24 protein-coding genes are annotated in these 25,630 nt (G+C 69.8%); 16 read left to right on the top strand and 8 right to left on the bottom strand.

What is annotated here, in order from left to right:
- Positions 1–7 precede the first annotated feature (7 nt).
- Both ACVFYP_RS26570 and ACVFYP_RS26575 read left to right on the top strand, forming a co-directional pair.
- A complete protein-coding gene (locus ACVFYP_RS26570; protein WP_499203197.1) occupies positions 8–1,027 on the top strand; it encodes an enoyl-CoA hydratase/isomerase family protein in 1,020 nt (339 codons plus the stop codon).
- Positions 1,028–1,375: 348 nt separating this feature from the next.
- Entirely contained in the window at positions 1,376–2,239 is an 864-nt protein-coding gene (locus ACVFYP_RS26575; protein WP_499203198.1) for a 50S ribosomal protein L11 methyltransferase, read from the top strand.
- 127 nt (positions 2,240–2,366) lie between these two features.
- Here ACVFYP_RS26575 and ACVFYP_RS26580 read toward each other — a convergent pair whose 3' ends face one another.
- A complete protein-coding gene (locus tag ACVFYP_RS26580) occupies positions 2,367–2,777 on the bottom strand; it encodes a DUF1127 domain-containing protein (protein WP_499203199.1) in 411 nt (136 codons plus the stop codon).
- Between the two features lie 182 nt (positions 2,778–2,959).
- Here ACVFYP_RS26580 and ACVFYP_RS26585 point away from each other — a divergent pair, with 182 nt between their 5' ends.
- Complete coding sequence (locus ACVFYP_RS26585; protein ID WP_499203200.1) at positions 2,960–4,741, top strand: aminopeptidase P family protein; 1,782 nt, start codon at positions 2,960–2,962, stop codon at positions 4,739–4,741.
- Positions 4,742–4,744: 3 nt separating this feature from the next.
- Here the strand turns inward: ACVFYP_RS26585 and ACVFYP_RS26590 are convergent, their stop codons facing one another.
- The 4 genes from ACVFYP_RS26590 to ACVFYP_RS26605 form a co-directional block, all read right to left on the bottom strand.
- Positions 4,745–6,418 (bottom strand): gamma-glutamyltransferase family protein, encoded by a 1,674-nt coding sequence (locus ACVFYP_RS26590; protein WP_499203201.1) that lies wholly within the window; start codon positions 6,416–6,418, stop codon positions 4,745–4,747.
- A 140-nt stretch (positions 6,419–6,558) separates the two neighbouring features.
- Complete coding sequence (locus tag ACVFYP_RS26595; protein WP_499203202.1) at positions 6,559–7,539, bottom strand: NAD(P)-dependent oxidoreductase; 981 nt, start codon at positions 7,537–7,539, stop codon at positions 6,559–6,561.
- 10 nt (positions 7,540–7,549) lie between these two features.
- Entirely contained in the window at positions 7,550–8,143 is a 594-nt protein-coding gene (locus tag ACVFYP_RS26600) for a thiamine pyrophosphate-dependent enzyme (protein ID WP_499203203.1), read from the bottom strand.
- Positions 8,144–8,148: 5 nt separating this feature from the next.
- Entirely contained in the window at positions 8,149–8,700 is a 552-nt protein-coding gene (locus ACVFYP_RS26605; RefSeq protein WP_499203204.1) for a phosphonopyruvate decarboxylase, read from the bottom strand.
- A gap of 82 nt (positions 8,701–8,782) precedes the next feature.
- Between ACVFYP_RS26605 and ACVFYP_RS26610 the strand changes: the two genes are divergently transcribed.
- Positions 8,783–10,141 carry an ethanolamine ammonia-lyase subunit EutB gene (locus ACVFYP_RS26610; protein ID WP_499203205.1) on the top strand — a complete coding sequence of 453 codons (1,359 nt, stop codon included), beginning with the start codon at positions 8,783–8,785 and terminating at the stop codon, positions 10,139–10,141.
- Complete coding sequence (eutC, locus tag ACVFYP_RS26615) at positions 10,138–10,860, top strand: ethanolamine ammonia-lyase subunit EutC (protein WP_499203206.1); 723 nt, start codon at positions 10,138–10,140, stop codon at positions 10,858–10,860. The genes ACVFYP_RS26610 and eutC overlap by 4 nt, the downstream gene beginning before the upstream one ends.
- 1 nt (position 10,861) lies before the next feature.
- Here the strand turns inward: eutC and ACVFYP_RS26620 are convergent, their stop codons facing one another.
- The 3 genes from ACVFYP_RS26620 to ACVFYP_RS26630 form a co-directional block, all read right to left on the bottom strand.
- Positions 10,862–11,185: a hypothetical protein gene (locus tag ACVFYP_RS26620; protein WP_499203207.1), complete on the bottom strand. Its 324-nt coding sequence runs from the start codon at positions 11,183–11,185 to the stop codon at positions 10,862–10,864.
- Positions 11,182–12,531: an amidase gene (locus ACVFYP_RS26625; protein WP_499203208.1), complete on the bottom strand. Its 1,350-nt coding sequence runs from the start codon at positions 12,529–12,531 to the stop codon at positions 11,182–11,184. The genes ACVFYP_RS26620 and ACVFYP_RS26625 overlap by 4 nt, the downstream gene beginning before the upstream one ends.
- A gap of 88 nt (positions 12,532–12,619) precedes the next feature.
- Complete coding sequence (locus ACVFYP_RS26630; RefSeq protein WP_499203209.1) at positions 12,620–12,775, bottom strand: hypothetical protein; 156 nt, start codon at positions 12,773–12,775, stop codon at positions 12,620–12,622.
- Between the two features lie 149 nt (positions 12,776–12,924).
- On the opposite strand from ACVFYP_RS26630, the gene ACVFYP_RS26635 reads away from it, so the two are divergent.
- From ACVFYP_RS26635 to ACVFYP_RS26685, 11 genes are all read left to right on the top strand, one after another.
- On the top strand, positions 12,925–13,908 hold the full coding sequence (locus tag ACVFYP_RS26635; RefSeq protein ID WP_499203210.1) for a TRAP transporter substrate-binding protein: 984 nt from the start codon (positions 12,925–12,927) through the stop codon (positions 13,906–13,908).
- Positions 13,909–13,985: 77 nt separating this feature from the next.
- Positions 13,986–14,501 (top strand): TRAP transporter small permease, encoded by a 516-nt coding sequence (locus tag ACVFYP_RS26640; RefSeq protein WP_499203211.1) that lies wholly within the window; start codon positions 13,986–13,988, stop codon positions 14,499–14,501.
- 6 nt (positions 14,502–14,507) lie between these two features.
- Positions 14,508–15,806, top strand: coding sequence for a TRAP transporter large permease (locus ACVFYP_RS26645; RefSeq protein ID WP_499203212.1), 1,299 nt, complete (start codon positions 14,508–14,510; stop codon positions 15,804–15,806).
- Between the two features lie 5 nt (positions 15,807–15,811).
- Positions 15,812–16,681 (top strand): SMP-30/gluconolactonase/LRE family protein, encoded by an 870-nt coding sequence (locus ACVFYP_RS26650; protein ID WP_499203213.1) that lies wholly within the window; start codon positions 15,812–15,814, stop codon positions 16,679–16,681.
- 11 nt (positions 16,682–16,692) lie between these two features.
- Positions 16,693–17,535: an NAD-dependent epimerase/dehydratase family protein gene (locus ACVFYP_RS26655; protein WP_499203214.1), complete on the top strand. Its 843-nt coding sequence runs from the start codon at positions 16,693–16,695 to the stop codon at positions 17,533–17,535.
- A gap of 181 nt (positions 17,536–17,716) precedes the next feature.
- Entirely contained in the window at positions 17,717–18,559 is an 843-nt protein-coding gene (locus ACVFYP_RS26660; protein WP_499203215.1) for an aldose epimerase family protein, read from the top strand.
- 42 nt (positions 18,560–18,601) lie between these two features.
- Entirely contained in the window at positions 18,602–19,741 is a 1,140-nt protein-coding gene (locus ACVFYP_RS26665) for an FAD-dependent oxidoreductase (protein WP_499203216.1), read from the top strand.
- Complete coding sequence (locus ACVFYP_RS26670; protein WP_499203217.1) at positions 19,738–21,360, top strand: acyl-CoA dehydrogenase family protein; 1,623 nt, start codon at positions 19,738–19,740, stop codon at positions 21,358–21,360. Before ACVFYP_RS26665 ends, ACVFYP_RS26670 begins: the two co-directional genes overlap by 4 nt.
- Before the next feature lie 57 nt (positions 21,361–21,417).
- Complete coding sequence (gene crtI / locus ACVFYP_RS26675; RefSeq protein ID WP_499203218.1) at positions 21,418–23,013, top strand: phytoene desaturase family protein; 1,596 nt, start codon at positions 21,418–21,420, stop codon at positions 23,011–23,013.
- A gap of 198 nt (positions 23,014–23,211) precedes the next feature.
- Entirely contained in the window at positions 23,212–24,798 is a 1,587-nt protein-coding gene (locus ACVFYP_RS26680) for a phytoene desaturase family protein (protein ID WP_499203219.1), read from the top strand.
- Positions 24,799–24,805: 7 nt separating this feature from the next.
- A complete protein-coding gene (locus tag ACVFYP_RS26685; protein ID WP_499203220.1) occupies positions 24,806–25,630 on the top strand; it encodes a lysophospholipid acyltransferase family protein in 825 nt (274 codons plus the stop codon).

The following is a 25,630-nucleotide window of genomic DNA, read 5'->3' on the forward strand; positions in this document are numbered from 1 at the left end:
CACCCCCATGACCGACCCCGCCGAGCCGACCGTCCTCCTCCGGCAGGAGGGGGCGGCCGGCACCCTTCTGCTGAACCGGCCGCGCGCGCTGAACGCGCTCGACCTCGGCATGATCGCCGCGCTGGACACCGCCATCGCCCAGTTGCGGGACGACCCGGCGGTGCGGCTCGTCATCCTGGAAGGGGCCGGCGGCAAGGCCTTCTGCGCCGGCGGCGATGTGCGCCGCATCCGCGAACTGGCCCTGGCCGGCGACACCGCCGGCGTCCACGCCTTCTTCGCCGGCGAATACGCAGTGAATGCCGCCATCGCGACATTCGAAAAGCCCTGGATCAGCCTGATCGATGGCGTCTGCATGGGCGGCGGCATCGGTGTCTCCGTCCATGCCAGCCACCGTCTGGTCACCGAACACGCCCTGCTCGCCATGCCTGAAACCGCCATCGCGCTGTTTCCCGACGTCGGCACCTCCTACGTGCTGCCCCGCCTGCCTTCCGGCACCCCCGGCGCGATCGGCCGCTGGCTGGCCCTGACCGGCGCCCGGCTGCGCGGTGCGGAAGCCGTCGAAGCCGGCCTCGCTACCCACTTCGTCCCCCGCGACCGCCTGCCCGCCCTTCGCGCCGCCCTTCTGGAAGGCGACGCCGGCGCCATCGACCGCTTCGCCGAAGCCGTCCCGCCCGGCACCTTCGCCGCCCAGCGCCCCGCCATCGACCGCTGCTTCGGCCCCACCACCCTGCCCGCCATCCAGGCCGCCCTCGCCGCCGAAAACACCGACTGGTCCCGCGCCCAGGCCGCCATACTGGCCAAAATGTCGCCGACCAGCCTCGCCGTGACCCTGGAACTGCTGCGCCGCGGCGCCACCCAGGACCTAACCGCCTGTCTCGCCACCGAACTGGCCCTGACCGACCCCGTCACCCAACACCCCGACTTCGCCGAAGGCGTCCGCGCCGTCCTGGTCGATAAGGACAACACCCCCCACTGGGCCCCACCCCCGACCGACCTCGGGGGCTTTTTCAGCCGGGATGGTGGGTGAAGGGCGGCGCGGGTGATTTGCAGGGGGCGCTGCCCCCTGCACCCCCGCCAAAGGGACAGTGGTCCCTTTGGAAACCCATTTAAGGGGTAGGCAAGAGGAGGGGCGCCGAGCGACCGTTGGTCCCGGTACGCCCGCCTTGCCCCTCCTCTTGCCTACCCCTTAATCCGAGGGTTCGAAGGGGCCACTGCCCCTTCGCGGGAGGGTGCAGGGAGGGCGGAGCCCTCCTTGCAAACAACCCGTGCGCACCCTTTACCCCACTCTCCCGCTGAAAAGGTCTCCGGTTCGATGTCGCGTGATGTGTATGCCCAGCGTCAGGCGCGGCGGGCGGATCCGTTGGAGACTCTTTGGATGGAGGGGTTGCCGGAGGAGGTGGTGCCGGCGTTTGAGGCTGCTTTGCAGCGGGTGTGTCCTTCGGTTGCGATTTTTCGGGATGAGGTGACGGACACCTGGCGGGTGGAGGGGGTTCGGCCTTGTGGTCAGGGGGAGGAGGAGTTGGCGGGTGCGCTGGCTTTGGCGTCCCTGGTTTCGGGCGGGTTTGAGCCGGTGTTGCAGGCGGCGCCGGTGGAGGCGGAGGGGTGGTTGGCCCGGACTGTGGCGGCGTTTGGCGAGCAGGAGATTGGCGGCGCCTACTTGGTGCGACCGACGCATTTGCCGGAGCGCCGGATTTATGGGCGGGAGGTGTTGAAGCTTGATGCCGGGATTGCCTTCGGCTCGGGCGAGCATGGTTCGACCAGGGGGTGCCTGGTGGCTTTCGCGGCGGTGGCGCGAGGGGGGCGGGCCAAGCGGTTGCGGCGGCTGCTGGATCTCGGCACGGGGTCGGGGATTCTGGCCATGGCGGCGGCGAAGCGGCTGCGGCGGCCGGTGCTGGCCACGGATATCGAGCCGTGGAGTGTCCGGGTGGCGGAGGAGAATGCCCGGATGAATGGCGTGGGCCGCTTGGTGCGGGCGCGGCTGGCCGATGGCTGGCGCGACCGGCGTGTGCGGGCGGGGCGGCCCTACGATCTGGTGTTCGCGAATATTCTCGCGCGGCCGCTGTGTTCGATGGCGAAGGATTTGTCGGTGGGGCTGGCGCCGGGCGGCACGGCCATTCTGGCTGGGCTGTTGGGGACGCAGGTCCGCATGGTGCTGGCGGCGCATCGTCGGCGCGGGATGGTGCTGGAGCGCCGTTTGCCCCAGGGCGCCTGGGCCACGCTGGTGTTGCGCCGGCGCTGAAGCGTGACGACCTAAGGTCTGAATCACGCGTCTCAACCAGACATGCATCGAGGCCGGCCCCGGGAGGGACCGGCCTCGTGCTTCCGCAAACCGCGCCGCCGCTTGGGCGGCGCGGGCGGGTAACGGGTCAGGCCGCGGCGGCGGGCTTCAGGCCGTTCTGGGCCGGCGCCTGATTGGCGTTGGCGGCGGCCGGCGCGGGCATGCGGAAGCCGGTCTCCTGCTTGGCCGGCAGGCGGAAGTCGGGGTCGAAGACGTGCGAGATTTCGCCGCGGGTCAGGCCGATATCGGCCAGTTCGCGGTCGGTCAGGCTGCGCAGATCCTCATAGGTACGGTAGCGGGTGGGCCAGCTCCGCAGCGTGGTGCCGAGGAAGCTGAGGCCGCGGCCGATCGCGGAGAAGAAGCGCAGCACGCCATTGGCGATGGCGGCGTCACGGGCGCGCATCGCCTCGTGGCGGATCATTTCGATCTGCAGAGCGGTGCGGTCGTGGTTGACGATGGTGAACAGCGTGCCCTGTTCCTGGCTGTGGCGGGGGTTCATGATGACCTCTGTTGAGCGGCGTGGCGGCTTGGGTCGTGCTTGGCCCCGGCCACCGCGCTTCGCAGGTGCAACATAGGGGCGGATGGGTCACAGGTGATGCGTTCAAGCCACAGCCAAGGCATGCGCTCTACGCATGAAACACGGCGGACATATGTTTCGTTGTTAGGGCTTCGGTCATAACCGTGTCGGATCTTTCCTCCCCGACCGACCGCCTGAGCGCATTGCGCGCCGAAATCGCCCGGCAGGGGCTCGACGGCGTCCTGGTGCCGCGCGCCGATGCCTTCCTCGGCGAATATGTGCCGCCCTCCGCCGAGCGCCTGGCCTGGCTCACCGGCTTCACCGGCAGCGCAGGGCTGGCCCTGGTGCTGCGTGACCGGGCGGTGCTGTTCGTCGATGGCCGCTACACCACCCAGGCGGCGGCGGAATCGCCGCTTTGGGAGCGTCGCCATCTGGTGGAACAGCCGCCGGCCGCCTTCCTGAAGGCGGAAGCGCCAGGCGCGCGCATCGGCTACGATCCCTGGCTGCATCCCCAGGCGGCGCTGGACCGGCTGGCGGAGTCCGGCGCGGTGCTGGTGCCGCTGGCCGCCAATCCCGTCGATGCCGTCTGGTCCGACCGCCCTGCGCCGCCCGCAACGCCCGCCTTGGTGCATCCGCCCGAATGCGCCGGCCTGGCCTCGGCGGAGAAGCGCGCCGCGGCGGCGGCGGAGCTGCGGGAGGCGGGGCAGGATGCGGTGGTGCTGGCCGATGCGCATTCCGTCGCCTGGCTGCTGAATATCCGCGGCAGCGACCTCACCCATACGCCGCTGGCCCTGGCGGTGGCGCTGCTGCATGCCAATGCCCGGGTCGATCTGTTCCTCGACCCGGCGCGGGCCGATGCGGCGCTGCGGGCGCATCTCGGAAATGCCGTGGCGCTGCACCCGCCGGCTGCGCTGGAGGCGGCGCTGCAACACTTCGCCGGGCGGCGCGTGCGGCTGGATGTGGAGGTGACGCCCGCCTGGTTCGGCCAGCGCCTTCAGGCCGCGGGGGCGGAGGTGGTGCCGGGCGCGGATCCCTGCCGCTTGCCGCGCGCCTGCAAGAATGCGGTGGAACAGACTGGCGCCCGCGCGGCGCATCGGCGCGATGCCGTCGCCTTGTGCCGTTTCCTGGCCTGGTTCGCCGAGGCCGCGCCGGCGGGTGGCCAGACGGAGCTTTCGGTGGCCGCCAAGCTGCTGGCGCTGCGCGCGGCGTCACCGGAATTCGTGGCGGAAAGCTTTCCCGCCATCAGCGGCGCCGGAGAGCATGGCGCGGTCATCCATTATCGCGCGACGGCGCACAGCGACCGGCCGGTGCGGCCTGACGAATGCTACCTGATCGACAGCGGCGCACAGTACCGGGACGGCACCACGGATGTCACCCGCACTCTGTGGACCGGGCCGGGCGAGCCGCCGGAGGAATTGGCGGCGCGCTACACCATGGTGCTGCAGGGCCATCTGGCGCTGTCCGCGCAGCGCTTTCCGGAAGGCGTGGCCGGGCCGCATCTGGATGCGCTGGCGCGGCGCGGGCTGTGGCTGGCGGGGCTGGATTACGACCATGGCACCGGCCATGGCGTCGGCAGTTTCCTGTCGGTGCATGAGGGGCCGGCCGGCATCAGCCGCGCGGCGCGGCCGGTGCCGCTGAAGCCCGGCATGATCCTGTCCAACGAACCCGGCTTCTACCTGCCCGGCGCCTATGGCATCCGCATCGAGAACCTGCTGCTGGTGACCCCGGCGCCGGAACTGCCCGGCCAGGTGAAGCCTTTCCTCTGCTTCGAGACGCTGACCTTCGCCCCCTATGACCGACGGCTGATCCAGCTCGCCCGGCTCTGCGCGGCGGAGCGGGCGCAGGTGGATGCCTATCACGCCGAGGTGCTGGCCCGGATCGGCCCGCTGCTGCCGGCGCCGGAGGCCGCCTGGCTGGCGGCGGCCTGCGCCCCGTTGGGAGAGTAGCGCCTACTCCCCGGCCGCGGTGCCGTCCCGGCGCGGATCGGCGGCACCTTCCAGCCGGCCGTCGGGCATGCGGCGGATCACCTGAAGGCCGGTGTTCATCACCGCCGCGCGGGGTGCATGGCCCAGCGCGGTCAGGGCCGGGGCCAGGGCCTCGAGCGGCGTGCCCCGTTCCAACTCCACCGTGCCGGTCTGCGCGCCGATGCGCGGGCGGGCGGTGGCGCGTTCGGCATCGGCGCCGAAGGCCAGAACCTCGATCACCGCGGCGGCCACCGCATCCGGAATCCGCGCGCCACCGCCCGCGCCCAGAACCAGCTCGGGCCGTCCATCGGCGCCAAAGACCATGGTCGGCGCCATGGTGGTCACCGGCCGCTTGCCGGGGGCGAGGCGGTTCTGCGCCGGGCGCTCCGCCGTGCCGGGATTGGTGGCGAAGTTGGTCATGCCATTGTTCAGCGTGACGCCCATCGCCAGCAGCTCGGCGCCGAAATTCAGGTTGTTGGTGGTGGTGAAGGAGATGGCATTGCCCGCAGCATCGAGGATGACGACCTGCGTCGTCGCCGCTTCCGCCATCGGGTCGCTGGCAGCGGGCAGGGCGCCATGGCGCTGCGGCGGGTCGCCGGCCGCGACCTCCGCCATGGCGCGATCCGGCGCGGCCAGGGCGGCGCGCTGGTCGAGATAGGCGCGGTCCAGCAGGCCGGGCAGGGGGTTGGCCACCTGATCCGGATCGCCGATCCAGCGCCGGCGATCGGCGGCGGCCAGCCGGCTCGCCTCCAAGAAGATATGGGCGGCCTCCGCGCTGTCCCACCCGGCGCGGGCGATGCCGAGGCGCTCGGCGATGGCGAGCGTCTGCAACACCGCGACGCCGCCGGAAGACGGCGGGGCGGCGGTGCAGATGCGGCGCGCCAGCACTTCGGCGCAGAGCGGGTCGCGCTCCACGGCGCGGTAGCCGCGCAGATCCTCCAGCGTCAGCCAGCCGGGCGCGGGCTCCACCGCCACGGCTTCGACCGCCGCCTGGCCGAGCGCGCCGCCATAGAGCGCGGCCGGACCCTCGCTGGCCAGCAGGCGCAACGCCCGGGCCTGGTCGGGATTGCGGAAGGGCGCGCCGGCCGCCAGCGGTTCGCCGGCCGCGTCAAAGTACAGTGCGCGGATGGCCGGCACGCGCCGCAGCTCCACCGCGCGGTTGCGGATCACCTGGTGGAGGTAGGGCGGCAGGGCAAAGCCCTCCTCCGCCAGCCGGATCGCTGGGGCGAAGAGCTCCGCCCAGGGCAGGCGCCCATGCGCCGCATGCGCCAGGGCCAGCGCCGCGATGGCGCCCGGCACGGCGACCGACCGACCCGAGCGGGCGACGGTGGCCGGGCCGATGCCGCCGGCGGTCAGCCGGTCCGCACTCGCCGCCGGGGCGCTGGCGATGCCTTCGTAATAGCGGAGCCGCCCGGCCGCCTGGTCCCAGACCAACAGGAAGGCGCCGCCGAGCAAGCCGCTGGCATGCGGTTCGGCGACAGAAAGCGCCGCCTGCGCCGCCACCGCCGCATCCACCGCGCTGCCGCCGGCACGCAGCATGGCCAGCGCCGCTTCCGTCGCATGCGGGCTGGCGGTCGCCGCCATCTGCCGCGTGGTTCGCAGCGGCTCCGCGGCAAGGGGCGTGGCGAGGAGCAGGAAGGCGAGCAGCAGGCGGCGCATGGCAGGACCTCGGACTTCATCGCTTAAGGCGGGCCGAGGCCGCGAATGCGGCCCGCGGCCTATGCCGCGTAGCCAAGGCCACGGATGTGGCCGCCGGCGCATGAGGGCAGACATGCGTCAGCATGTCTGCAAGGCAAAGCTCAGTTCCTTCTGGGCAGGACTTCCTTGTTGACGATCACATCCGGGTCCAGCGTGCCGGCGAAGCAGGCCAGGGCGGCGGCGGCGGAATCCAGCGCCATGCGTCGAAGCCCCTCCGCCGTGCTGGCGGCGACATGCGGCGTCATGATGAGATTGGGTGCGGAGAGCAGGCTGATCGGCGTTTCCACCGGCTCCTCCTCGAACACATCGATACCGGCGGCGGAAAGGTGGCCGGCGCGGAGCGCGGCTTCCAGGGCGTTCTGGTCCAGCACCGTGCCGCGCGCCGTGTTCACCAGCACCGCGCCCGGCTTCATCCGCGCGATGAAGGCGGCATCGGCCAGGTTGCGCGTTTCGGCGGAGGAGGGGACGTGCAGCGTCACGATATCCGCCCGCCCGGCCGCTTCCGCCGCATCATCCACCGGCTCGAAGCCCAGGCCGCGGATGCTGCCCTTGGCGACATTGGGGTCACGCACCAGCACATGCATGCCGAAGGCGGCGCAGAGTTTGGACACCCGCGTGCCGATGCGGCCAAAGCCCATCACCAGCACGGTCTTGCCCTGAAGGTCGAAGGTCGGAAGGTTGGCCTGGGCGCCCCAGACCGGGGTCGGCTGGTGCATATTGGCGTTGAAGGCCGGCAGCTTGCGGGCGCAGGCCAGCATCATCATCAGCGCATGTTCCGCGACGGAGACGGCATTGGCCTCCGGCGTGATGGCCAGCGGGATGCCGCGTTCGGTCAGTGCCGGGACATCGACGATGTCGTAGCCGACGCCGTGGCGGACCAGGATCTTCAGATTGGGGCAGTTCGCCAGGAAGGCGCGGTCGATGCGGATGGTGCGCACGATCAGCGCATCCGCCTTGGGCAGGTTGGCGGCCATCGACTCCGGCGAGAGGTCCATCAGCACCTCCACCGTGACGCCCGGCGTCGCCCGCATCTTTGCGATGGCTTCCTCGTGGATTGGGCGGACGCAGATCACATGCGGCATGTTCGGGCCTTCACAGCTGATGATGGGCGGCGGGGCCGAGCACGGCCTCGCGGAAACGCGCCTGGAGGATCGCGCCATCGCGCGGCGGCAGCACCAGCGGCAGATTGCCCGGCGCGATCTTTGTCACCGCGAAGATGGGGCCCGTGCCGGCGTGGATTTCAGCGCGCAGCGCGGGCACCTGTTCGAGGGTGGTCAGCGTGCGGGCATTGGCAAGACCGGCGCCGCGCGCCATGGCGGCGAGGTCCACGCCATGCCGCGTCGCCGTCTCCTGGTTTCCGGTCTCGCTGTAATGCTCATTGTCGAGCACGACGATGGACAGGTTCTTCGGCTTCTTGACGGCGATGGTGGCCATCGCGCCGAGGGCCATCAGCATCTCGCCATCGCCCGTGATGACCAGCACCTTGGCGGATGGCTGCGCCAAAGCGAGGCCCAGCCCCATCATCGCTGCGCCGCCCATGCCGCCCCACAGGGGCAGATTGCGTGGCGTGTCGCCGATGGCGGTGATGTCCCAGGCGGAGGCGCCGAGGCCCGCGATCACCAGCAGCTCGCCGCGATCTTCCAGCAAGGCGCGCACCACATCGCGCCGGTTCGGATAATCGGTCATGCGCCTCAATCCTTCCCGAAGGTTTTGGCACCGATCAGGCGCTGGCCGATCAGGGTCGCCGCCGGGCGAAAGGTGTTGAAGGCGAGGCGCAGCGTGGCATCCACCGTCTGCGCCACATCTTCCGCGCGGTCAGCGCGATGGACGATGGTGCCCATCGCCTCCAGCACCGGCTGCGTCGCCTGGCCCATCGCCACCTGCGCCGGATTGAACTCGGCAAAGTCGCCACGCATGGTAATGATCATCGGCAGTGGCGTGCGGTGGATGTGCGACAGCGACAGCATGTTGATGCAATTGCCGACGCCGGAGGACTGCATCAGCAGCACGGCCTTGGCGCCGCCGAGCCAAGCGCCGCAGACCATCGCGACGCCCTCCTCCTCGGTGGTCAGGGTGACCACGGTCATCTCATTGTCGGCGAGGCAGCGCTTGATCAGCCGGCTATGGCCGGCATCGGGGACGAGGGCGACCTGGGTGATGCCATTGGCCTTCAGGGTGTCGTAGATCCTGTCCGGCCAATCGGCGTCCGCTTCCGGGCGCATCTCCAGCTTGTCGCGGTCCATTCCGTCCCTCCTGATTTGTGGCATCCTCCCCCTGTGCGGGCTGGCTGGCAACCCGCCGGGCGGGCTCATGGGGGAGGGTGGCATGGGGTTTTCCGCGACGGTCGGCGGCACGCGCCACAGCTTCGCCGACCTGCGGCAGTTGTTGGCCTGCGCCACGCCCTTCCGGTCCGGCGATGCCCTGGCGGGGGTGGCCGCCGAAAGCGCGGCGCAGCGCGTGGCGGCACAGCGCGCCCTGGCCGACCTGCCCTTGGCGCACTTCCTGTCGGAATCCGTGGTGCCCTATGAGGCGGATGAGGTCACGCGGCTGATCCTGGACAGCCACGGCGCCGCCGCCTTCGCGCCCGTTTCGCACCTCACGGTCGGTGGCTTCCGGGACTGGCTGCTGGGGGAGGCGGATAGCAGCGCGCTCACCGCGCTCGCTCCCGGCCTGACGCCCGAAATGGTGGCGGCCCTGTCCAAGATTTGCCGGTTGCAGGATCTGGTGGCGATCGCGGCCAAATGCCGCGTCGTGACGAAATTCCGCAACACGCTCGGCCTGCCCGGCACGCTCTCCATCCGCCTGCAGCCGAACGACCCGGTGGATGATCCGAAGGGCATCGCGGCGCAGGTGCTGGATGGGCTGCTGCTCGGCGCCGGGGATGCGGTGATCGGCGTCAATCCGGCGACGGACAATGTCGAGAACCTGTGCCGCGTGCTCGGCCTGCTGGATGCGGTGCGCGACCGCTACGCCATCCCGACCCAAAGCTGCGTGCTGGCGCATGTCACCACCACTTTGCTCGCCATGCAGCGCGGTGCGCCGGTGGACCTGGTGTTCCAGTCGATCGGCGGCACGCAGGCCTTGAACGAAAGCTTTGGCGTCTCGCTGTCCCTGCTGGCGGAGGCGCATGAGGCCGCGCTGGCGCTGAAACGCGGCACGCTGGGCGACAACTGCATGTATTTCGAGACCGGCCAGGGCAGCGCGCTCTCGGCCGATGCGCATCACGGCGTGGACCAGCAGACACTGGAATGCCGCGCCTATGCCGTGGCGCGCCGTTTTCGCCCCCTGCTGGTGAATTCGGTGGTCGGCTTCATCGGCCCCGAATATCTGTTTGACGGCAAGCAGATCACCCGCGCGGGTCTTGAGGACCATATGTGCGGCAAGCTGCTCGGCCTGCCGATGGGGGTGGATGTTTGCTACACCAACCATGCCGAGGCGGATCAGGACGACATGGATGCGCTGCTGACGCTGCTCGGCGTAGCGGGCGTGACCTATGTGATGGGCGTGGCGGGGGCGGACGACACCATGCTCGCCTACCAGTCCACCTCCTTCCATGACGGGCTTTATGTCCGCGCCGCACTGGGCAAGACGCCGGCGCCGGAATTTCTCGCATGGCTGGAGTGGATGGGGCTTGCCGATCGCACGCCGGATCGCCTGCCCATGGCGGTGGCGGGGCTGTTGTGAGCGCGCCCGTCCTCTGGCGCGACCTGCGGCGCTATACGGCGGCACGCGTTGGCCTCGGCCGCGTTGGCAACGGGCTGCCGACCGCGGCGCATCTCGATTTCCAGGAGGCGCATGCCCAGGCGCGCGATGCCGTCTGGTCCGTGCTGGACGTGCCGGCCTTGCAGGCGGCGCTGGGGGCGGAGGTGGTGGCGAGCGCGGCGCCGGATCGCCGGACCTACCTGCTGCGCCCCGATCTCGGCCGGCGGCTGGCCGAAGGTGTGTCGCTGCCCGCGCGGCCGGGCTGCTTCGCCATCGTGGTGGCGGACGGCCTCTGCGCCACCGGCGTGCAGGCCCAGGCGCCGGCGCTGGTCGCGGCACTGACCACGGGGCTGCGCAAGGCCGGCTGGGAGGTGGCGCCACCGGTCATCGCCACCCAAGCGCGCGTCGCCATCGGGGACGAGATTGGCCAGGCGCTGGGTGCCGCCATGGTGGCGGTGCTGATCGGGGAACGCCCCGGCCTTTCGGCCCTGGACAGCATGGGTATCTATCTGACCCACGCGCCGCGCCCGGGCCGCCGCGATGCGGAGCGCAACTGCATCAGCAATATCCGCCCCGGCGGGTTGTCACCGGCGGAGGCCGCCGCGAAACTTCTCTGGCTGGTCGCAGCCGCGCGCCAGCTTGGCCTGACCGGCGTCGCGCTGAAGGATGAACAGCCGGCCGTGTCGCTGTTGCAGGGCTGAGTCACGCGGGCGGCAGATGCACCGCCAGCCACAGCGCATCCGCGCTGGTCGTCACCACGCGATGCCGGCAGCCCGCCGGCAGCACCGCCCAATCCCCCGCCACCAGGCCGCGCTCGCCATCCGCGAAGCCCAGCGTGGCGCTGCCGCGCGCCAGCAGCACGAATTCCGTGCCCGGCTGGTCGTACCAGAAACCCTCCGGGCTGGCGGCGCGGTGGGAGGCGATGCGCTCCACCACCACCCCGCCTTCCGCCAGCAATGTGGCGAAGCTCTCGGCGCCCTCGGCCGGAGCTTCGCCGTCGAGGAGGGTGCCGAAGCGCGTGGTCACGCCACCAGCGCGGATTCCACCGCCTGCGCTACGGCGAAGAGCTTCGCGTCACCGCCATGCTCGCCCATCAATTGGAAGCCGACCGGCGCCTCCCCCGGCCTGTGGCAGGGCAGGCTGATGGCGCAGCGGTCGAGGAAATTGCCGACGGCGGTGTTGCGCAGCAGCAGCAGGTTGATACGGCCATATTCCGCCTCGTCCTCGACCGCGGAAATCGCGGGCGGCACCAGCGGGCAGGTGGGGGACACCACGGCGTCATACCCGGCCGTGCGCGCCGCAAAACCGGCGATGATCCGCGCCCGGTCCTTGCCGAGCTGGATGTAGTCGGCTGCCGACATCTGCCCGCCGCGCAGGATGCGCGAGAGAATCCGCTGGTCATAGGCATCGCGCTGCCGCTCGATCAGCCCGCGATGCCAGGCAAAAGCCTCGCTGGCCGCGTAGCCGCCGGTGGCATTGGCCTTCGGGATCTCCGCGAGTTCGGGCACCGTCAGCAACTCCACCCGCGCCCCCGCCGCCGAGAGTTTTTCCAATGCGGCCTCGAAGGCTATGGTGACCTGCGGGTCCCAGTTCTCCGTCACATAGCCTTGCAGCACGCCGAGCCGTAGTCCGGCGACGCCTTGGGCCGGGGCAGGGGTCCATGCGTCCTCACCGGCCATCAGGCTGTCCAGCACCGCACAGCAGGCGACCGACCTGGCCAGCGGTCCCAGACTGTCGAGGGTGAAGGACAGCGGCAGCGTGCCCGTCAGCGGCACCCGCTTCGCGGTTGGCTTCCAGCCCACGATGCCGCACAGCGCCGCAGGAATCCGGCAGGACCCGCCGGTGTCGGAGCCGAGCCCCGCAAACCCCATCCCATCCGCCACCGCCACCCCGGCGCCGGAGGAGGAACCGCCGGGAAGCCGCCCCGTCGCCCGGTCCCAGGGGCTGCGCGGCGTGCCGAAATGCGGATTATGGCCCAGGCCGGAAAAGGCGAATTCCACCATATTGGTGCGGCCCAGCACGACGAAGCCGGCGCGTTGCAGCCTGGCCACCGAAGGCGCAGTGGCGGTGGCCGGCGCCACATCGGCCAGGGCCTTCGACCCGCCGCGGGTCGGCTGGCCGGCCTCGTCATACAGGTCCTTCACGCTGATCGGGATGCCGGCCCAGGGACTCGGCGCGCGGCCCGCGGCGCGCAGCGCGTCCATGGCGCTGGCGGCGGCGCGGGCGGAGTCGGCATGCACGGTCAGGAAGGCGCGCGCGCCCTCTCCCCCCGGCTGCGCGATGCGGGCCAGCGCGGCCTCGGTCAAGGCGCGGGCGGTGGTGGTGCCGGCGGCCAGGGCGGCGGCGGCTTCGGCGAGGGTGGCAGGCGACATATCGGGGGCGCTTCCGGCAGGGATGCCGGATGCTGCGCAGGACAGCGCCGCTCCGCAAGCCGGAGTCCTGTGAGCGGCGCTTCGGGGCTCAGCCGGGTTGCGGCATGGTCGAGCGGTCATTCGCCGGTGGTGTTGTCACCACCAGCTCCAGCGCGCCAGGATAGGCCAGGAAGCCCAGAAGGGCGGCGGGCAGCAGCAGCACCCCGCCCGCCTCGGCCCCCCGCATCGGGTCGTTGGGGTCCATGCGTACCTCCTGCAAGCACAGCAGCGCGGCAGGCCTTCCCTGGTTCCTTCACAACCCTCCCGGGGGTGAATTGACAAGGCGGCGCCCGCCAGTCGTATGATGTCGTATAACTCGTCATCCGAAGGTGGCGGGACCAAGGAGAGGACCCAATGAAAGCGATGCGCGCGATCCGCGCCGTGGCCCTGGCGGCCGCGGCCCTGTTGCCCTGGGCAGCCAGCCCGGCGGCCGCCCAGGAATGGCGCGGCTGGAACATCCATGCCGCCGACTATCCCAATGGCCAGGGCCTGGACCGCTTCGGCCAGTTGGTGATGCAACGCACCAACAACCGCATCCGCATGCGCACCTATCACTCCGCGCAGCTCGGCCAGCAGGATGAAGCGATCCAGCAGATGCGGCTGGGCTCCATCGACTTCGCCAATTTCAACCTGTCGCCCTTCAACAACCTGGCGCCGTCCACCAATGTGGTGACGCTGCCCTTCCTGTTCCGCAACGTGGCCCATACCCATGCCGCGATCGACGGCGTGGCCGGGGAGGAGATTGCCAAGGACCTGGAGGCGATCGGCATCATCGCGCTCGCCTGGTATGATGGCGGCGCGCGCAGCATGTACACCATCCGTCCGGTGCGCACACCGGCGGATCTGCGCGGCATGAAGATCCGTGTGCAGACCAGCGACCTGTGGATCGACCTGGTGCGCGCCCTCGGCGCCAACCCGACCCCGCTGCCCTTCGGCGAGGTTTTCACCAGCCTGCAATCCGGCGTGATCGACGGGGCGGAGAACAACTTCCCCTCCTACGAAAGCACGCGGCATTTCGAAGTGGCGCGCTTCTACTCCACCACCGAGCATTCCAACGTGCCGGAAGTGCTGGCCGTGTCGCGCCAGCGCTGGCAGCGTCTGAATGAGCAGGAGCGGACCATCGTGCGCGACGCGGCGCGCGAAAGCGCCACCCATCAGCGCCAGCTCTGGGCGGAGCGCGAGCGTGTGTCGCGCCAGCGCGTCGAGGCGGCGGGCGCCACGGTGATCGAGATCACCGATCGCACACCCTGGTCGTCGCTGATGGAGCCGGTCTACGCGAAATACGCGGCGACGCCGCGCCTGGCCGCCATGGTGCAGGCGATTCGCGCCCTGCCTTGATCGGATGAGGGGTGGCCTGCGGGCCACCCTTTTTTTGTCCCGCCGGCCTTCAACGCTCCCCAGGAATGCACTCCGCCATGGCGATGTTTTCCCGCGTGCTCGACATCTTCTGCCACATCGTCGTCATGGTCGCCGGCATCGCGCTGGTCGGACTGGTGCTGATGATGGGGTGGATGGTGTTTGGGCGCTACATCCTCAACGATACCCCGACCTGGATCGAGCGCGCCGCGACTCTCTCCATTCTGTGCATTGCTCTGCCTGTCGCGGCGGTGGGCGTGCGGGAACGCTTCCATCTTTCGGTGCTCGGCTTCCGCGAGACCCTGCCGATGCAGGCGCAGCGCTGGATCGCCGTGGGCTGCGACACGACCGTCGGCGTCTTCGGCTTCGCCATGATGGTCTATTCGCAGGAACTCGTGGACATGGTCTGGAACTTCAAGATTCCGCTTCTCGGCATCAGCCAGGGCTGGACCTATGTGCCGCTGCAGGTCTGCGGCGGGCTGGTGACCCTTTTCGCCCTCGAACAGGTGCTGCGCGACATCCTGAACAAGGACGGCCCCGAACAGCGCGGCGTGGCCGCGGCCTTCCTGGAGTAACAGCGCGTGGAACTCGGCCTTCTCCTGATCTTCGGAATCTTCTTCCTCGGCGTCGTCGCCGGCGTGCCGGTGGCCTTCGTGCTCGGCATCGCCGCCCTGGTCGGCTTTCTCTACGAGGGCATCAATCCCGCCGTCGCCTTCCAGCAGATGGCCTCGGGCATGAGCATCTTCGCGCTGCTGGCGATCCCCTTCTTCATCTTCGCCGGGGAACTGATGCTGCATGGCGGCATCGCGCGGCGGCTTGTGGCGCTGGCCTCCGCCGCCGTGGGCTGGATGCGCGGTGGGCTTGGCATGGTCGATGTCTCCACCTCCATGCTGTTCGGCGGCATCTCGGGCTCGGCGGTCGCGGATACCTCCGCCACCGGCGTCATCCTGATCCCGGCGATGAAGGCCAAGGGCTATGGCGTGGACTATGCGGTGTCACTGACCGTGACATCCTCCATCGCCGGCATCCTGATCCCACCCAGCCACAACATGATCCTGTACAGCCTGGCGGCGGGCGGCGGCATTTCGGTCACCGCGCTGTTCATCGCCGGCATCGTGCCGGGGCTGATGATGTGCGGCTTCCTGGCCATCGCGGCCTATGTCATGGCGGTGCGCCGTGGCTATCCGTCGGAGCCCTGGGCCGGCTTCCGCAACCTGTTCTGGCGCTTCGTCGATGCGCTGCCGGGCCTGTTCACCGCCTTCATCATCCTGGGTGGCGTGCTGTCCGGTGTCTTCACGGTGACGGAAAGCGCCGCCTTCGGCACGCTCTGGGCGCTGCTGGTGACGGTGCTGGTCTATCGCAGCCTGAGCTGGGGCGATTTCAAGATCGCCGTGGCGGCCAGCGTGCGCACTTCCGCCGTGGTGTTCCTGCTGGTCGGCACCGCCACCGCCTTCGCCTATCTGCTGGCGCTGTACCGGCTGCCGGATCTGCTGACGGAGGGGATGCTGGCGATCAGCTCCAATCCCGTCGTCATCATGCTGATGATCAATGTCTGCCTGCTGCTGCTCGGCTGCGTCATGGATATGGCGGCGCTGATCCTGATCACCACGCCGATCTTCCTGCCGGTGGTGGTGGCGATCGGTGTCGATCCCGTGCAGTTCGGGATGGTGATGATGATGAACCTCGGCCTGGGCCTGACCACGCCCCCGGTCGGTGCCGTGCTCTTCGTCGGCTGCGCCATCGGCAAGATCCCGATCGAGGCGGTGATGCGGACGATCTGGCCCTTCTACGGCGCCATCGCTTTGGCGCTGATGCTCACCACCTACTGGCCCGCCGTGTCGCTGACGCTGCCGCGGCTGTTACTGGGCTACGAGGGCTGAGCGGCATGTTCAGCCTTGCCGCCGACCTTCGCACGGAGGTCGGCGAGAGCCCCGTCTGGGACGCCGCGCGCGGCGTGCTCTGGATGGTCGACATCCTGGCACCCTGCGTCATCCGCTTCGATCCGACGATGGGCGTCACCCGTCGCTACCCGATGCCGGAGCCCTGTGGCAGCCTCGCTTTGTGCCGGTCCGGCACGCTGCTGGTGGCGCAGCGCGCCAGCCTGCTGCGGCTGGACCCTGACAGCGGCGCGCTGACACCCTTCGCCAGCTTTCCGGAGGAGCCGGCGCATAATCGCCTGAATGACGGCAAGGTTGGCCCGGATGGTTGCTTCTGGATCGGCAGCATGGATGACCGTCCGGAAAAGCACCCCACCGGCAGCCTGTGGCGAGTCACGCCCGATGGCCGCGTGGAGCGGCGGCGCGACGGGCTGGTGGTGTCCAATGGCCTCGCCTGGGGGGCGGATGGGCGGGTCATGTGGCATTCCGACAGCCGCCGCACGGTCCTCGACATCGCCGATTTCGACCCCGCGACCGGCGCCACCGGCCCCTGGCGGCGGGTGCGGGAGCTGGATGCGGCGACCGGCCGGCCCGATGGCGCGGCCTGCGACGCGCAGGGCCATTACTGGTCCGCCGGAGTCTCCGCCGGCTGCATCAATGTCATCGCCCCCAGCGGCGAGATCATCCGCAAGATCGACTTCCCCGTACCCGCCCCCACCATGCCCTGTTTCGCCGGGCCGGACCTGACCACGCTCTTCGTCACCAGCCTGCGCGCCGGCCAAAGTGCCGAGACGCTCGCGGCCCATCCGACGCTGGGCGGGTTGTTCCGCGCCGAGGGTCTGGGCCAGGGTGCCGCCATCACGCTTTTCGCCGACTGAGGAATTTTGGCATGTCCGATACCAAGCCCATCCTGCTGACCGGTGCCTCCGGCAATCTCGGCCGCATGCTGACGAAGGAGCTGTCGGCCGCCGGCTTCACCCTGCGCCTGACCGACATCATGCCCTTCCCGGACGAGCTGCCGAAGGGCGCGACTTTCGTGAAGGCCAATCTGACCGAATCGCTCGCCGTCGTCCGTCAGGCGGAGGGCTGCGGTACCATCCTGCATTTCGGCGGCGTCTCGGTGGAAAAGCCCTTTGAGGAAGTGGCCGGCCCCAACCTGCACGGGCTGTATCATATCTATGAGGCCGCCCGCCTGTTCGGCGCCCGCGTGGTCTTTGCCAGTTCCAATCACTCGATTGGCTTCCACGAAAGGCCGCAGGGCAACCAGGGTAAACTGGATGCGGACTGCGCCTTCCGGCCCGATGGCTATTACGGGCTGTCGAAAGTCTATGGCGAGCTGATGGGCCGCATGTACTGGGACAAGCACGGGGTGGAGAACGTCAATATCCGCATCGGCTCCTGCTTCCCGAAGCCGATCAACAAGCGGATGCTGGCGACCTGGCTGTCCTATCCGGACTTGGCGCGCCTCATCACGCGGACGGTCCTGGCCGAGAAGGTCGGGCACTGCGTGGTATGGGGCGCCTCCAAGAACCCCGACAGTTTCTGGGGCGCGGACCATCGCGACCGGCTGGGCTGGGAACCGCAGGACACTGCCGAGGATTTCCGCACCGAGGTCGGGCACATCGTCTCAGACGATCCGGTGGAGGAGCGCTACCAGGGCGGCGGCTACACCTCGATCGAATATTCCCGCAAGGACGGTTTTTCGCCGCGCGACCAGTTCGACCTGGACTGAAAGTCGCGCCTGGCTGGGCGCGGTGTCGGATCTGCTGACGGCGTCACCGGTCGCGGCGACGATCGGCCCTGGGCGATATGGACACCGCCTGGGGACCCTGCTTGGCTAGGCAGCGGGGCCTTCCCCCATCGGCTGGCGGCAGACAGAGACGGCGCCTGAGCGAGGCGCACAAGGGCAAGATATGATCCGCATCGCTTCCGGTGACTGGGACGCCACCATCCTGGTCAGCCAGGGCGCGGCGATCGGCGCCCTGTCCTGGCGCGGCCGGAACATCGTGGAGCCGGTGCCGGAAGGTGAAAGCCCCAATCGCGGGCTGCACAGCGCCTTCCTGATGGCGCCCTGGACCAACCGCCTGGCGGATGGGCGCATCACGGTCGGTGGCCAGGATTATGTCATGCCGATCAACCGCCCGCTGGAAGGCCATGCGCTGCACGGTTTCGTCCGCGAACGGGTCTGGCAGGTGGAGGCCCAGGCGCCGGACTGCGCGGAACTGTCCTGCCTGCTGGACCACCCGCCCTTCCGCTGCGCCGCCACGCTGCGGGTTGCCCTGGCGGCGGAGGGGCTCAGCCTGTCCCTCGCTTTGACCAATACCGGCGATGCGCCAACCCCGATGGGCATCGGCTGGCACCCCTTCTTCACCCGCCCGCCCGGCACCCGGCTGCGCTTCGCGGCGACCACCATCTTCGGCCGGGATGCCCGCAACCTGGCCGTCGCGCCGCGCCCCTCCGCCGGCCTGCAGGGCGATGAGGCAGTGCTGGAAGGGCTCGACACGCATTTCGCCGGCTGGGATGGCGTGGCGGAGATTACCCGCTCCGGCGGCCCCGACCTGCGGTTGGAAGCGACCGGCGACTGGGCCTGCAACCTGCAAATCTATGCCCCGCGCGGCATTCCGGTGCTCTGTGTCGAGCCGGTGAGTCATGTCCCGGATGTGGTGAACCGCCCGGCGCTGGCGCGGCATGGCGCGATGCATCTACTGGCGCCGGGGCAGGCGCTGCACGGCACGGCAAGCCTGCATCTGTTGTAGCCCCCCTCCCCAAGCGCCGCGCGGCCGGGCAAGACTTGCGACATGCACAGCGCGATCATCCTCGGCGGCGGAATCATGGGCCTCTCGGCCGCCTGGGCGCTCGACCGCGCCGGCTGGGCGGTGCGGGTGGTGGATCAGGACGAGCTGCCCAATGCGCGCGGCAGTTCGGTGGATGACCACCGGCTGATCCGCCACGCCTATGGCGCCGCCGCCGGCTATATGCGGATGATCGACCCCGCCTATGCCGCCTGGGCGACCCTGTTCGCGGAGGTCGGGGAGGTGCTGCATGTGCCGACCGGCGTGCTGGCCCTGTCCAACGCCCCTGGCGGCTGGCTGGCGGAGAGCCGCGCGGCGCTGAGCGGCGACGGCCACGCGCCGGAGGATCTGCCCGCCGAGGCCGTGGCGGCGCGCTACCCCTTCCTCGCCCCGGATGGCATTGCCAGCGCCTTCCACATGCCGGCGGGCGGCGTGCTGCTGGCGCGGCGGATCATCGAGGCCCTGCTGCGGCGCCTCGCCACCCGCGGCATCACCCCCCTGCGTGGCCGCGCCACAACGGTGGACCCGGCCCGGGGCGCGGTGACGCTGGAGGATGGCACCACGCTTCAGGCCGATCTGCTGGTCGCCGCCGCCGGCCCCTGGGCGCCCCGCCTGCTGCCGGGGCTTGCCACAAGAGTGCGGCCGACCCGACAAATCATCGTCCGCCTCGCCCCGCCGCCCGAACACATGGCCGGCTGGCAGGCGGCGCCGATGCTGCTGGACTTGGCGGAGGATGGCGGCTTCTACGCCGTGCCGCCCGTCGCCGGCACGCCGCTGAAGATCGGCGACCACCGCTTCGCCCCCACCGGCGACCCCGAAGCGCCGAGGGAGGCGACGGCGGCGGAGGCCGAGACCATCCTCGCCTTCGCCCGGCACCGCATCCGCGACCTCGATTCCTACCGGGTGCTCTCCGCCGCCGCCTGCTATTACGATGTGGAAGCGGAGGAACGATTCGTGGTGGAGCGGCTTGGCGATCGCGCCTTTGTCCTGTCCGGTTTTTCGGGCCATGGCTTCAAATTCGGCCCGCTGCTCGGCCTGGCCCTGGCGCGCGCCGCCGCTGACCCGGCGCTGGCCGCCGCCCTGCCTGGTTGGGCAGCCGGTGCCACGCCGCCGCCGCCCGGCCTGCTGACGGGGGTGTCGGCATGAGCGCAGCGGATGACCTGATCCTCGGCCTGACCAAGGTGGTCGGCCTGCCCGGCATCACCGAAGCCGCCGGCGCGCCCCTGGCCGAGTCCGACATTGCCGCCCTGGTCGAGGAAGCCGCGCGCTTCTGCACCGAAAAACTGGCCCCCGGCTGGCAGCAGGCCGACCGCCACGGCGCCCGCTACGCCATTGGCACCGTCACCTGCCCGCCCCACTATACGCCCCTGATGCAGGACTGGATCGCCAGCGGCTGGCAGGGCGTGGCGGCGCCGGAAGCCCATGGCGGGCAGGGGCTTCCGCATGCGCTCTGGGTCGCGGTGACGGAACTGGCCTCGGCCGCCGACATGGCGTTCTTCCTCGGCCCGGTGCTGACCGCCGGCGCCATCGACCTGCTGGTGGGCCATGCCACGCCCGATCAGGCGGAGCGCTGGCTGCCCAAGCTGGTCTCTGGCGCCTGGACCGGCACCATGTGCCTCACCGAGCCCCAGGCCGGCTCCGACCTGTCCGCGCTGCGCTGCCGCGCCGAACCGGTGGGTGAGGGCCGCTACGCCCTGCACGGCCAGAAAATCTACATCACCTGGGGCGAGCACGACCTCACGGAGAACATCCTGCACCTGGTCCTGGCGCGCCTGCCCGGTGCGCCGGAAGGCTCGCGCGGCATTTCGCTCTTCGCCGCGCCGAAGCTGCTGGCGGACGGCCAGCGCAACGCGCTGCGCTGCGGCGGCATCGAGCACAAGCTGGGCATCCACGCCTCGCCCACCTGCATCATGCTGTTCGATGGGGCGGAGGCGGAGTTGGTGGGCGAGCCCGGCCGTGGCCTCAACGCCATGTTCGCCATGATGAACGCCGCGCGCCTCGCCGTCGGCGTGCAGGGCGTGGGGCAGGGGGCGCGCGCTTTGGCCCTGGCAGAGGCCTATGCCGCGCAGCGCAGCCAGAACGGCCGGGTCATCGCCGATCATCCGGACGTCGCCCGCATGCTGGCGGAAATGCGCGCCACGACGCTCGCCGGGCGCCTTCTGGCGCTGGAAGCCGCCGCCGCGCTGGACCGCCACCACCTGTTGGGAGACGAAGCCGGCGCCACCCGCCTCGCTTTGCTCACCCCCATCGTCAAAGCCTGGTGCACCGACCGTGGCGTCGAAAATGCCAGCCTCGGCATCCAGGTGCATGGTGGCATGGGCTTTGTCGAGGACAGCGGCGCCGCCCAGGTGCTGCGGGATGCCCGCATCGCGCCGATCTACGAGGGCACCAACGGCATCCAGGCCATCGACCTTCTGGTCCGCAAGCTGGCCCGCGACGAGGGCGCCGCCATGCGCGGCCTGCTGGCGGAGGTCGCCGCCAGCGACCCGCGCCTCGCCCCCGCAACGGCCCGCCTCTCCGCCGCCACCGACCTCATGCTGGAGCTTCAGGCGCGGGATGCCGATGCGGCGCAGTCCCTCGCGGCGGCCTATCTCGACGCCTGCGGCTGGCTGCTGGGCGGCTGGATGCTGGCCCGCGCCGCCGCCGCCTCCCCGGATCACGCCAGCCTGGCGCAGTTCTACCTCGCCCGGCTGCTGCCCCGCGCCGAGGCGCGATGCCTGGAAATCGAAGGCGGGGCACGGCTTTCCGTGCCATCCGCCCATTAACCCGCTTTTTAATCCCTTGCAGGTTTTCGAGGCAGCCGCATCTGCTGACCCACTGATATGACCGCGCCCCTGTCCTCCCCCGCCCTTCACCGGGCCCGCCCGAAGGTTGCCATCATTGGCGCCGGACCGGGTGGGCTTGCCGCTGCCATGCTGCTCGCCGCCTCCGGCGCCCGCGTGACGGTTCACGAAAAAGATGACGTGGTGGGCGGGCGCACCCGTACCTTGACCACGCCGGAGGGCTACCGCTTCGACCTCGGCCCCACCTTCTTCCTCTATCCCCGCATCCTGAAAGAGATCTTCGCCCGCTGCGGCGCCGATCTGGACCAGGAAATCGACATGCGGCGGCTGGAGCCACAATACCGGCTGCTGTTCGAACAGGGCGGCGACGTCACCCAACTGGACGCCAGCGCCAATCTCGACCGCATGGAAGCGGAAATCGCCCGCATCTCGCCCGGCGATGCCAAGGGCCTGCGCCCCTTCATGGCGGAAAACCGCGCCAAGCTGGAAGCCTTCCGCCCCGTCCTGGAACGCGCCTTCTCCACCGCGGCCGACATGATCCGCCCGGACATGATCAAGGCGCTGCCCCTGATGAGGCCCTGGTCCACCGTGGACCGCGACCTTGCACGCCACTTCAAGGATCCGCGCGTCCGCCTGGCCTTCTCCTTCCAGACCAAATACCTCGGGATGAGCCCGTTCAAATGCCCGGCGCTGTTCACCATCCTGTCCTTCCTGGAATATGAACACGGCGTCTTCCACCCGATCGGCGGCTGCGGCACCGTCTCCGACGCCATGGCCCGCGTCGCCGAACGCCTGGGCGCCGAAATCCGCCTGAACTCCCCGGTGGACCGCATCGCCTTCGAAGGCCGCCGCGCCACAGGCGTCGAAGTGGGCGGGCACCTGCACAGCGCCGACGCCGTGGTAGTCAATGCCGACTTCGCCCACGCCATCCCGAAGCTGATCCCGAACCACCTCCGCAAGAACTGGTCCGACAAGAAGATCAGCAAGGCGCGCTATTCCTGCTCCACCTTCATGCTCTACCTCGGCCTCGACCGGACCCTGCCCGGCGTCGCCCACCACAACGTCATCCTCTCCGAGCAGTACCGCCAGAACATCGGCCAGATCGAATCCGGGGAAATCCCGGAGATCCCCTCCCTCTACGTCCAGCACGCCGGCGCCACCGACCCCACCATGGCCCCCGAAGGCCACTCCGCCCTCTACGTCCTGGTCCCGGTCCCGAACCTGATCGTGCAACCCGGCTGGGAAGCCCAATGCGCGCGCTTCCGCGACGTGGCGCTGGACCGGCTGAAAGTCCTCGGCCTCGGCGACCTGCGCCCCCACATCAAATACGAACGCATCGTCGCCCCCCAGGACTGGGAAAACGACTTCGCCGTGGGCTACGGCGCCACCTTCAACCTCTCCCACGAACTGCCGCAAATGCTGCTGTTCCGCCCCGGCAACCGCTTCCGCGACGTCGAAGGCGTCTACCTCGTCGGCGGCGGCACACACCCCGGCAGCGGACTGCCCGTGATCTACGAAGGCGCCCGCATCACCACCAACCTGATGGCCAATGACCTCGGCCTCGCCGCCACCCCCAGCCGCCCGACCGCCACCAGCGGCTTCCAGGCGGCCACCCCCGTGGCGGCGGAGCCTTAGTCAGCTTCTCGCGGGTGGCTTTGCGGGGGGCGCTGCCTCCTGCACCCCCGCCAAAGGGACAGTGGTCCCTTTGGAATCCCGTTAAGGGGTGGAAGGGGCCACTGCCCCTTCGCAGGAGGGGTGCGGGGAGGGCAGCGCCCTCCCTGCGAACCACCCGCGAAAACTTGCTAGACTACGACGACACGGAGGAACGCACGCATGGCAGACCGGGTGGTGGTGGTGGGGGGTGGCCTCGGCGGCCTGGCGGCGGCGTGTGTGGCGGCGGCGCGCGGGCATCGGGTGACGTTGCTGGACAAGAATCCCTGGTTGGGGGGGAAGGCGGCGGTTCTCACCTTGGATGCGCCGGATGGGTCGGGGTCGTTCCGCTTTGACATGGGGCCGACGATTTTGACGGTGCCGCGGGTGTTGCGGCGGATTTTTGCGGAGGCGGGGCGGGATCAGGCGAAGGAGTTGCCGCTGATTCGGCTGGATCCGCAGTGGCGCTGCTTCTTTGAGGATGGCACGCGGATCGACTTGATGGCGGATGTCGCCACCATGCAGGCCGAGATCGAGAAGTTCGCGCCGGGTCGGGGCCTGGGCGAGGGGTATCGGAAATTCCAGGAGGAGAGCCGGCATCTGCATGGGGTGTCGGAGAAGTTCTTCTTCTGGCGGCCGGTCGAGGGGGTGACGGACACCATCGACATGAAGGCGAATCTCAACCCGAACACCTTGCGGGATGTGTTGTCGCTGAAGATGGGCCAGACGGCGGCCAAGGTCATTCGCGGCCATGTGCCGGATGAGCGGCTGGCGCAGATGCTGGACCATTACTGCCAGTATATCGGGTCCTCGCCCTATTTGGCGCCGGCGGTGGTGTGTTCGATCGGCGACATGCAGGCGAGCGAGGGCGTCTGGTACCCGGTGGGTGGCACCCGCGCCGTGGCGGAAGGACTCGCAAAACTGGCGGGCGAGCTGGGCGTGGAGCTGCGCACCAGTGCGGAGGTCACCGGCTTCGACATCGAGAATGGCGCCATCAAGGGCGTGCGGGTCGGCAGCGAGACGATCGCCTGCGATGCGGTGATCTCCAACATGGACGCGATCCGCACCTATAAGGAGCTGGTCGGCGGCGAGCCGGGCCGGAAATACGCCAAGAAGAACTTCGAGCCGGCATGCTCCGGCGTGGTGCTCTATCTCGGTCTGAACAAGCGCTACGACCACCTGGCGCATCATGACTTCGTCTTCTCCCGCGATGCGGAGGAGGAGTTCGATGCGATCTACAAGAAGGGTGAGCCGGCGCCGGACCCCACGGCCTATCTGGCCGCGACGTCGTGCAGCGACGACACCACGGCGCCGGAGGGCGGGGAGGCGCTGTATGTGCTGGTCCACACGCCCTATCTGCGGCCGCATCACGACTGGTCGAAGATGTTTCCGAAGTACCGGCAGACCATCCTGGACAAGCTGAAGCGCACGGCGGGGCTGGAGGATATCGAGGAGCGGATCGTGGTCGAAGGCCAGCTCACCCCGGTGGATATCCATGAGCGCTACCGGGTGCTGGATGGCGCGATCTATGGCCTGGCCAGCCATGGCAGTTTCACGGGTGCCTTCAAGCCGGGCAATCGGTCGAAGCTGGTGAAGGGCCTGTACCTGTGTGGCGGAGCCGCGCATCCGGGGCCGGGCATGCCGATGGTGATGATGTCCGGCTGGATCGCGGCGGATGCGCTGGATCGCGACCGTGGCGGGCGCGGCATGTCGGACTCGGCGCGGGAGGCTGGGCGGCGCGAGGCGGAACGCGCTGTCGCGGCCGAATAGCCATGCCATGAACGCCATGCCGCCGAGGCCCGGCGAGGCGGGAGACAACCCCGTCGCGCTCTATGACCCGCGCCGCATGGCGTTCTTCCACTACATGTTCACCCGCTTCTTCCGCACCCATATGCGGGCGGCGCGGGTGGCGAATTGGGGGCAGCCGCAAGACTACGGCGCGCGGCCGCTGGTGATCTTCGCCAACCATCCAGGCTGGTGGGACGGCGTCGCCTTCATGCTGCTGTCGAACCGGCTGTTCCCGGGGCGGCGCATGTTCATTCCGATGGATGCCGCGGCGCTGGCGCGCTACCGCTTCATGACCCGCATCGGCGTCTTCGGGGTGGAAAATGGCAGCCCGCGCGGCGCCGTCGCCTTCCTACGCACCGCGCGCCGGGTGCTGGCGGCGCCGGATCGCATGCTGTGGATGAATGCGCCGGGCCGGTTCAGCGATGTGCGGGAACGCCCGGTGCCGATCGCCCCCGGCATGTCCCGCCTGCCGGAGATGGCGCCGGATGCGCTCTTCGTGCCGCTGGCGCTGGACTATCCCTTCTGGACCGAGCGCAAGGCGGAGATGCTCTGCGCCTTCGGCCCGCCGATCGAGGCCGCGACCCTGGCCGCGCTGACGCGGGAGCAGCGGCTGGCCGCCTTGTCCGTCGCGCTGGCGGCCACGATGGACCGCCTGGCGGAGGACGCCATCGCCCGCGATCCGGCCCGTTTCACCACCCTGTTGCGGGGGCCGGAGGGGATGGGCGGAATCTATCAGCTCTGGCGGCGCTTGCTTTCCGTCATGAAGGGCCAATCATTCGATCCACGACATGACCCAGGGGGAGGGGCGGGCTAG

Source organism: Roseomonas sp. F4 (assembly GCF_053891155.1).

Bases quoted from the DNA above. Each gene is read 5' to 3' on its own strand.
- ACVFYP_RS26570 (WP_499203197.1), top strand. From the start codon at position 8: ATGACCGACCCCGCCGAGCCGACCGTCCTCCTCCGGCAGGAGGGGGCG.
- ACVFYP_RS26575 (WP_499203198.1), top strand. From the start codon at position 1,376: ATGGAGGGGTTGCCGGAGGAGGTGGTGCCGGCGTTTGAGGCTGCTTTG.
- ACVFYP_RS26580 (WP_499203199.1), bottom strand. From the start codon at position 2,777: ATGAACCCCCGCCACAGCCAGGAACAGGGCACGCTGTTCACCATCGTC.
- ACVFYP_RS26590 (WP_499203201.1), bottom strand. From the start codon at position 6,418: ATGCGCCGCCTGCTGCTCGCCTTCCTGCTCCTCGCCACGCCCCTTGCC.
- ACVFYP_RS26595 (WP_499203202.1), bottom strand. From the start codon at position 7,539: ATGCCGCATGTGATCTGCGTCCGCCCAATCCACGAGGAAGCCATCGCA.
- ACVFYP_RS26600 (WP_499203203.1), bottom strand. From the start codon at position 8,143: ATGACCGATTATCCGAACCGGCGCGATGTGGTGCGCGCCTTGCTGGAA.
- ACVFYP_RS26605 (WP_499203204.1), bottom strand. From the start codon at position 8,700: ATGGACCGCGACAAGCTGGAGATGCGCCCGGAAGCGGACGCCGATTGG.
- ACVFYP_RS26610 (WP_499203205.1), top strand. From the start codon at position 8,783: ATGGGGTTTTCCGCGACGGTCGGCGGCACGCGCCACAGCTTCGCCGAC.
- ACVFYP_RS26625 (WP_499203208.1), bottom strand. From the start codon at position 12,531: ATGTCGCCTGCCACCCTCGCCGAAGCCGCCGCCGCCCTGGCCGCCGGC.
- ACVFYP_RS26630 (WP_499203209.1), bottom strand. From the start codon at position 12,775: ATGGACCCCAACGACCCGATGCGGGGGGCCGAGGCGGGCGGGGTGCTG.
- ACVFYP_RS26635 (WP_499203210.1), top strand. From the start codon at position 12,925: ATGAAAGCGATGCGCGCGATCCGCGCCGTGGCCCTGGCGGCCGCGGCC.
- ACVFYP_RS26640 (WP_499203211.1), top strand. From the start codon at position 13,986: ATGGCGATGTTTTCCCGCGTGCTCGACATCTTCTGCCACATCGTCGTC.
- ACVFYP_RS26650 (WP_499203213.1), top strand. From the start codon at position 15,812: ATGTTCAGCCTTGCCGCCGACCTTCGCACGGAGGTCGGCGAGAGCCCC.
- ACVFYP_RS26655 (WP_499203214.1), top strand. From the start codon at position 16,693: ATGTCCGATACCAAGCCCATCCTGCTGACCGGTGCCTCCGGCAATCTC.
- ACVFYP_RS26660 (WP_499203215.1), top strand. From the start codon at position 17,717: ATGATCCGCATCGCTTCCGGTGACTGGGACGCCACCATCCTGGTCAGC.
- ACVFYP_RS26665 (WP_499203216.1), top strand. From the start codon at position 18,602: ATGCACAGCGCGATCATCCTCGGCGGCGGAATCATGGGCCTCTCGGCC.
- ACVFYP_RS26670 (WP_499203217.1), top strand. From the start codon at position 19,738: ATGAGCGCAGCGGATGACCTGATCCTCGGCCTGACCAAGGTGGTCGGC.
- crtI (WP_499203218.1), top strand. From the start codon at position 21,418: ATGACCGCGCCCCTGTCCTCCCCCGCCCTTCACCGGGCCCGCCCGAAG.
- ACVFYP_RS26680 (WP_499203219.1), top strand. From the start codon at position 23,212: ATGGCAGACCGGGTGGTGGTGGTGGGGGGTGGCCTCGGCGGCCTGGCG.
- ACVFYP_RS26685 (WP_499203220.1), top strand. From the start codon at position 24,806: ATGAACGCCATGCCGCCGAGGCCCGGCGAGGCGGGAGACAACCCCGTC.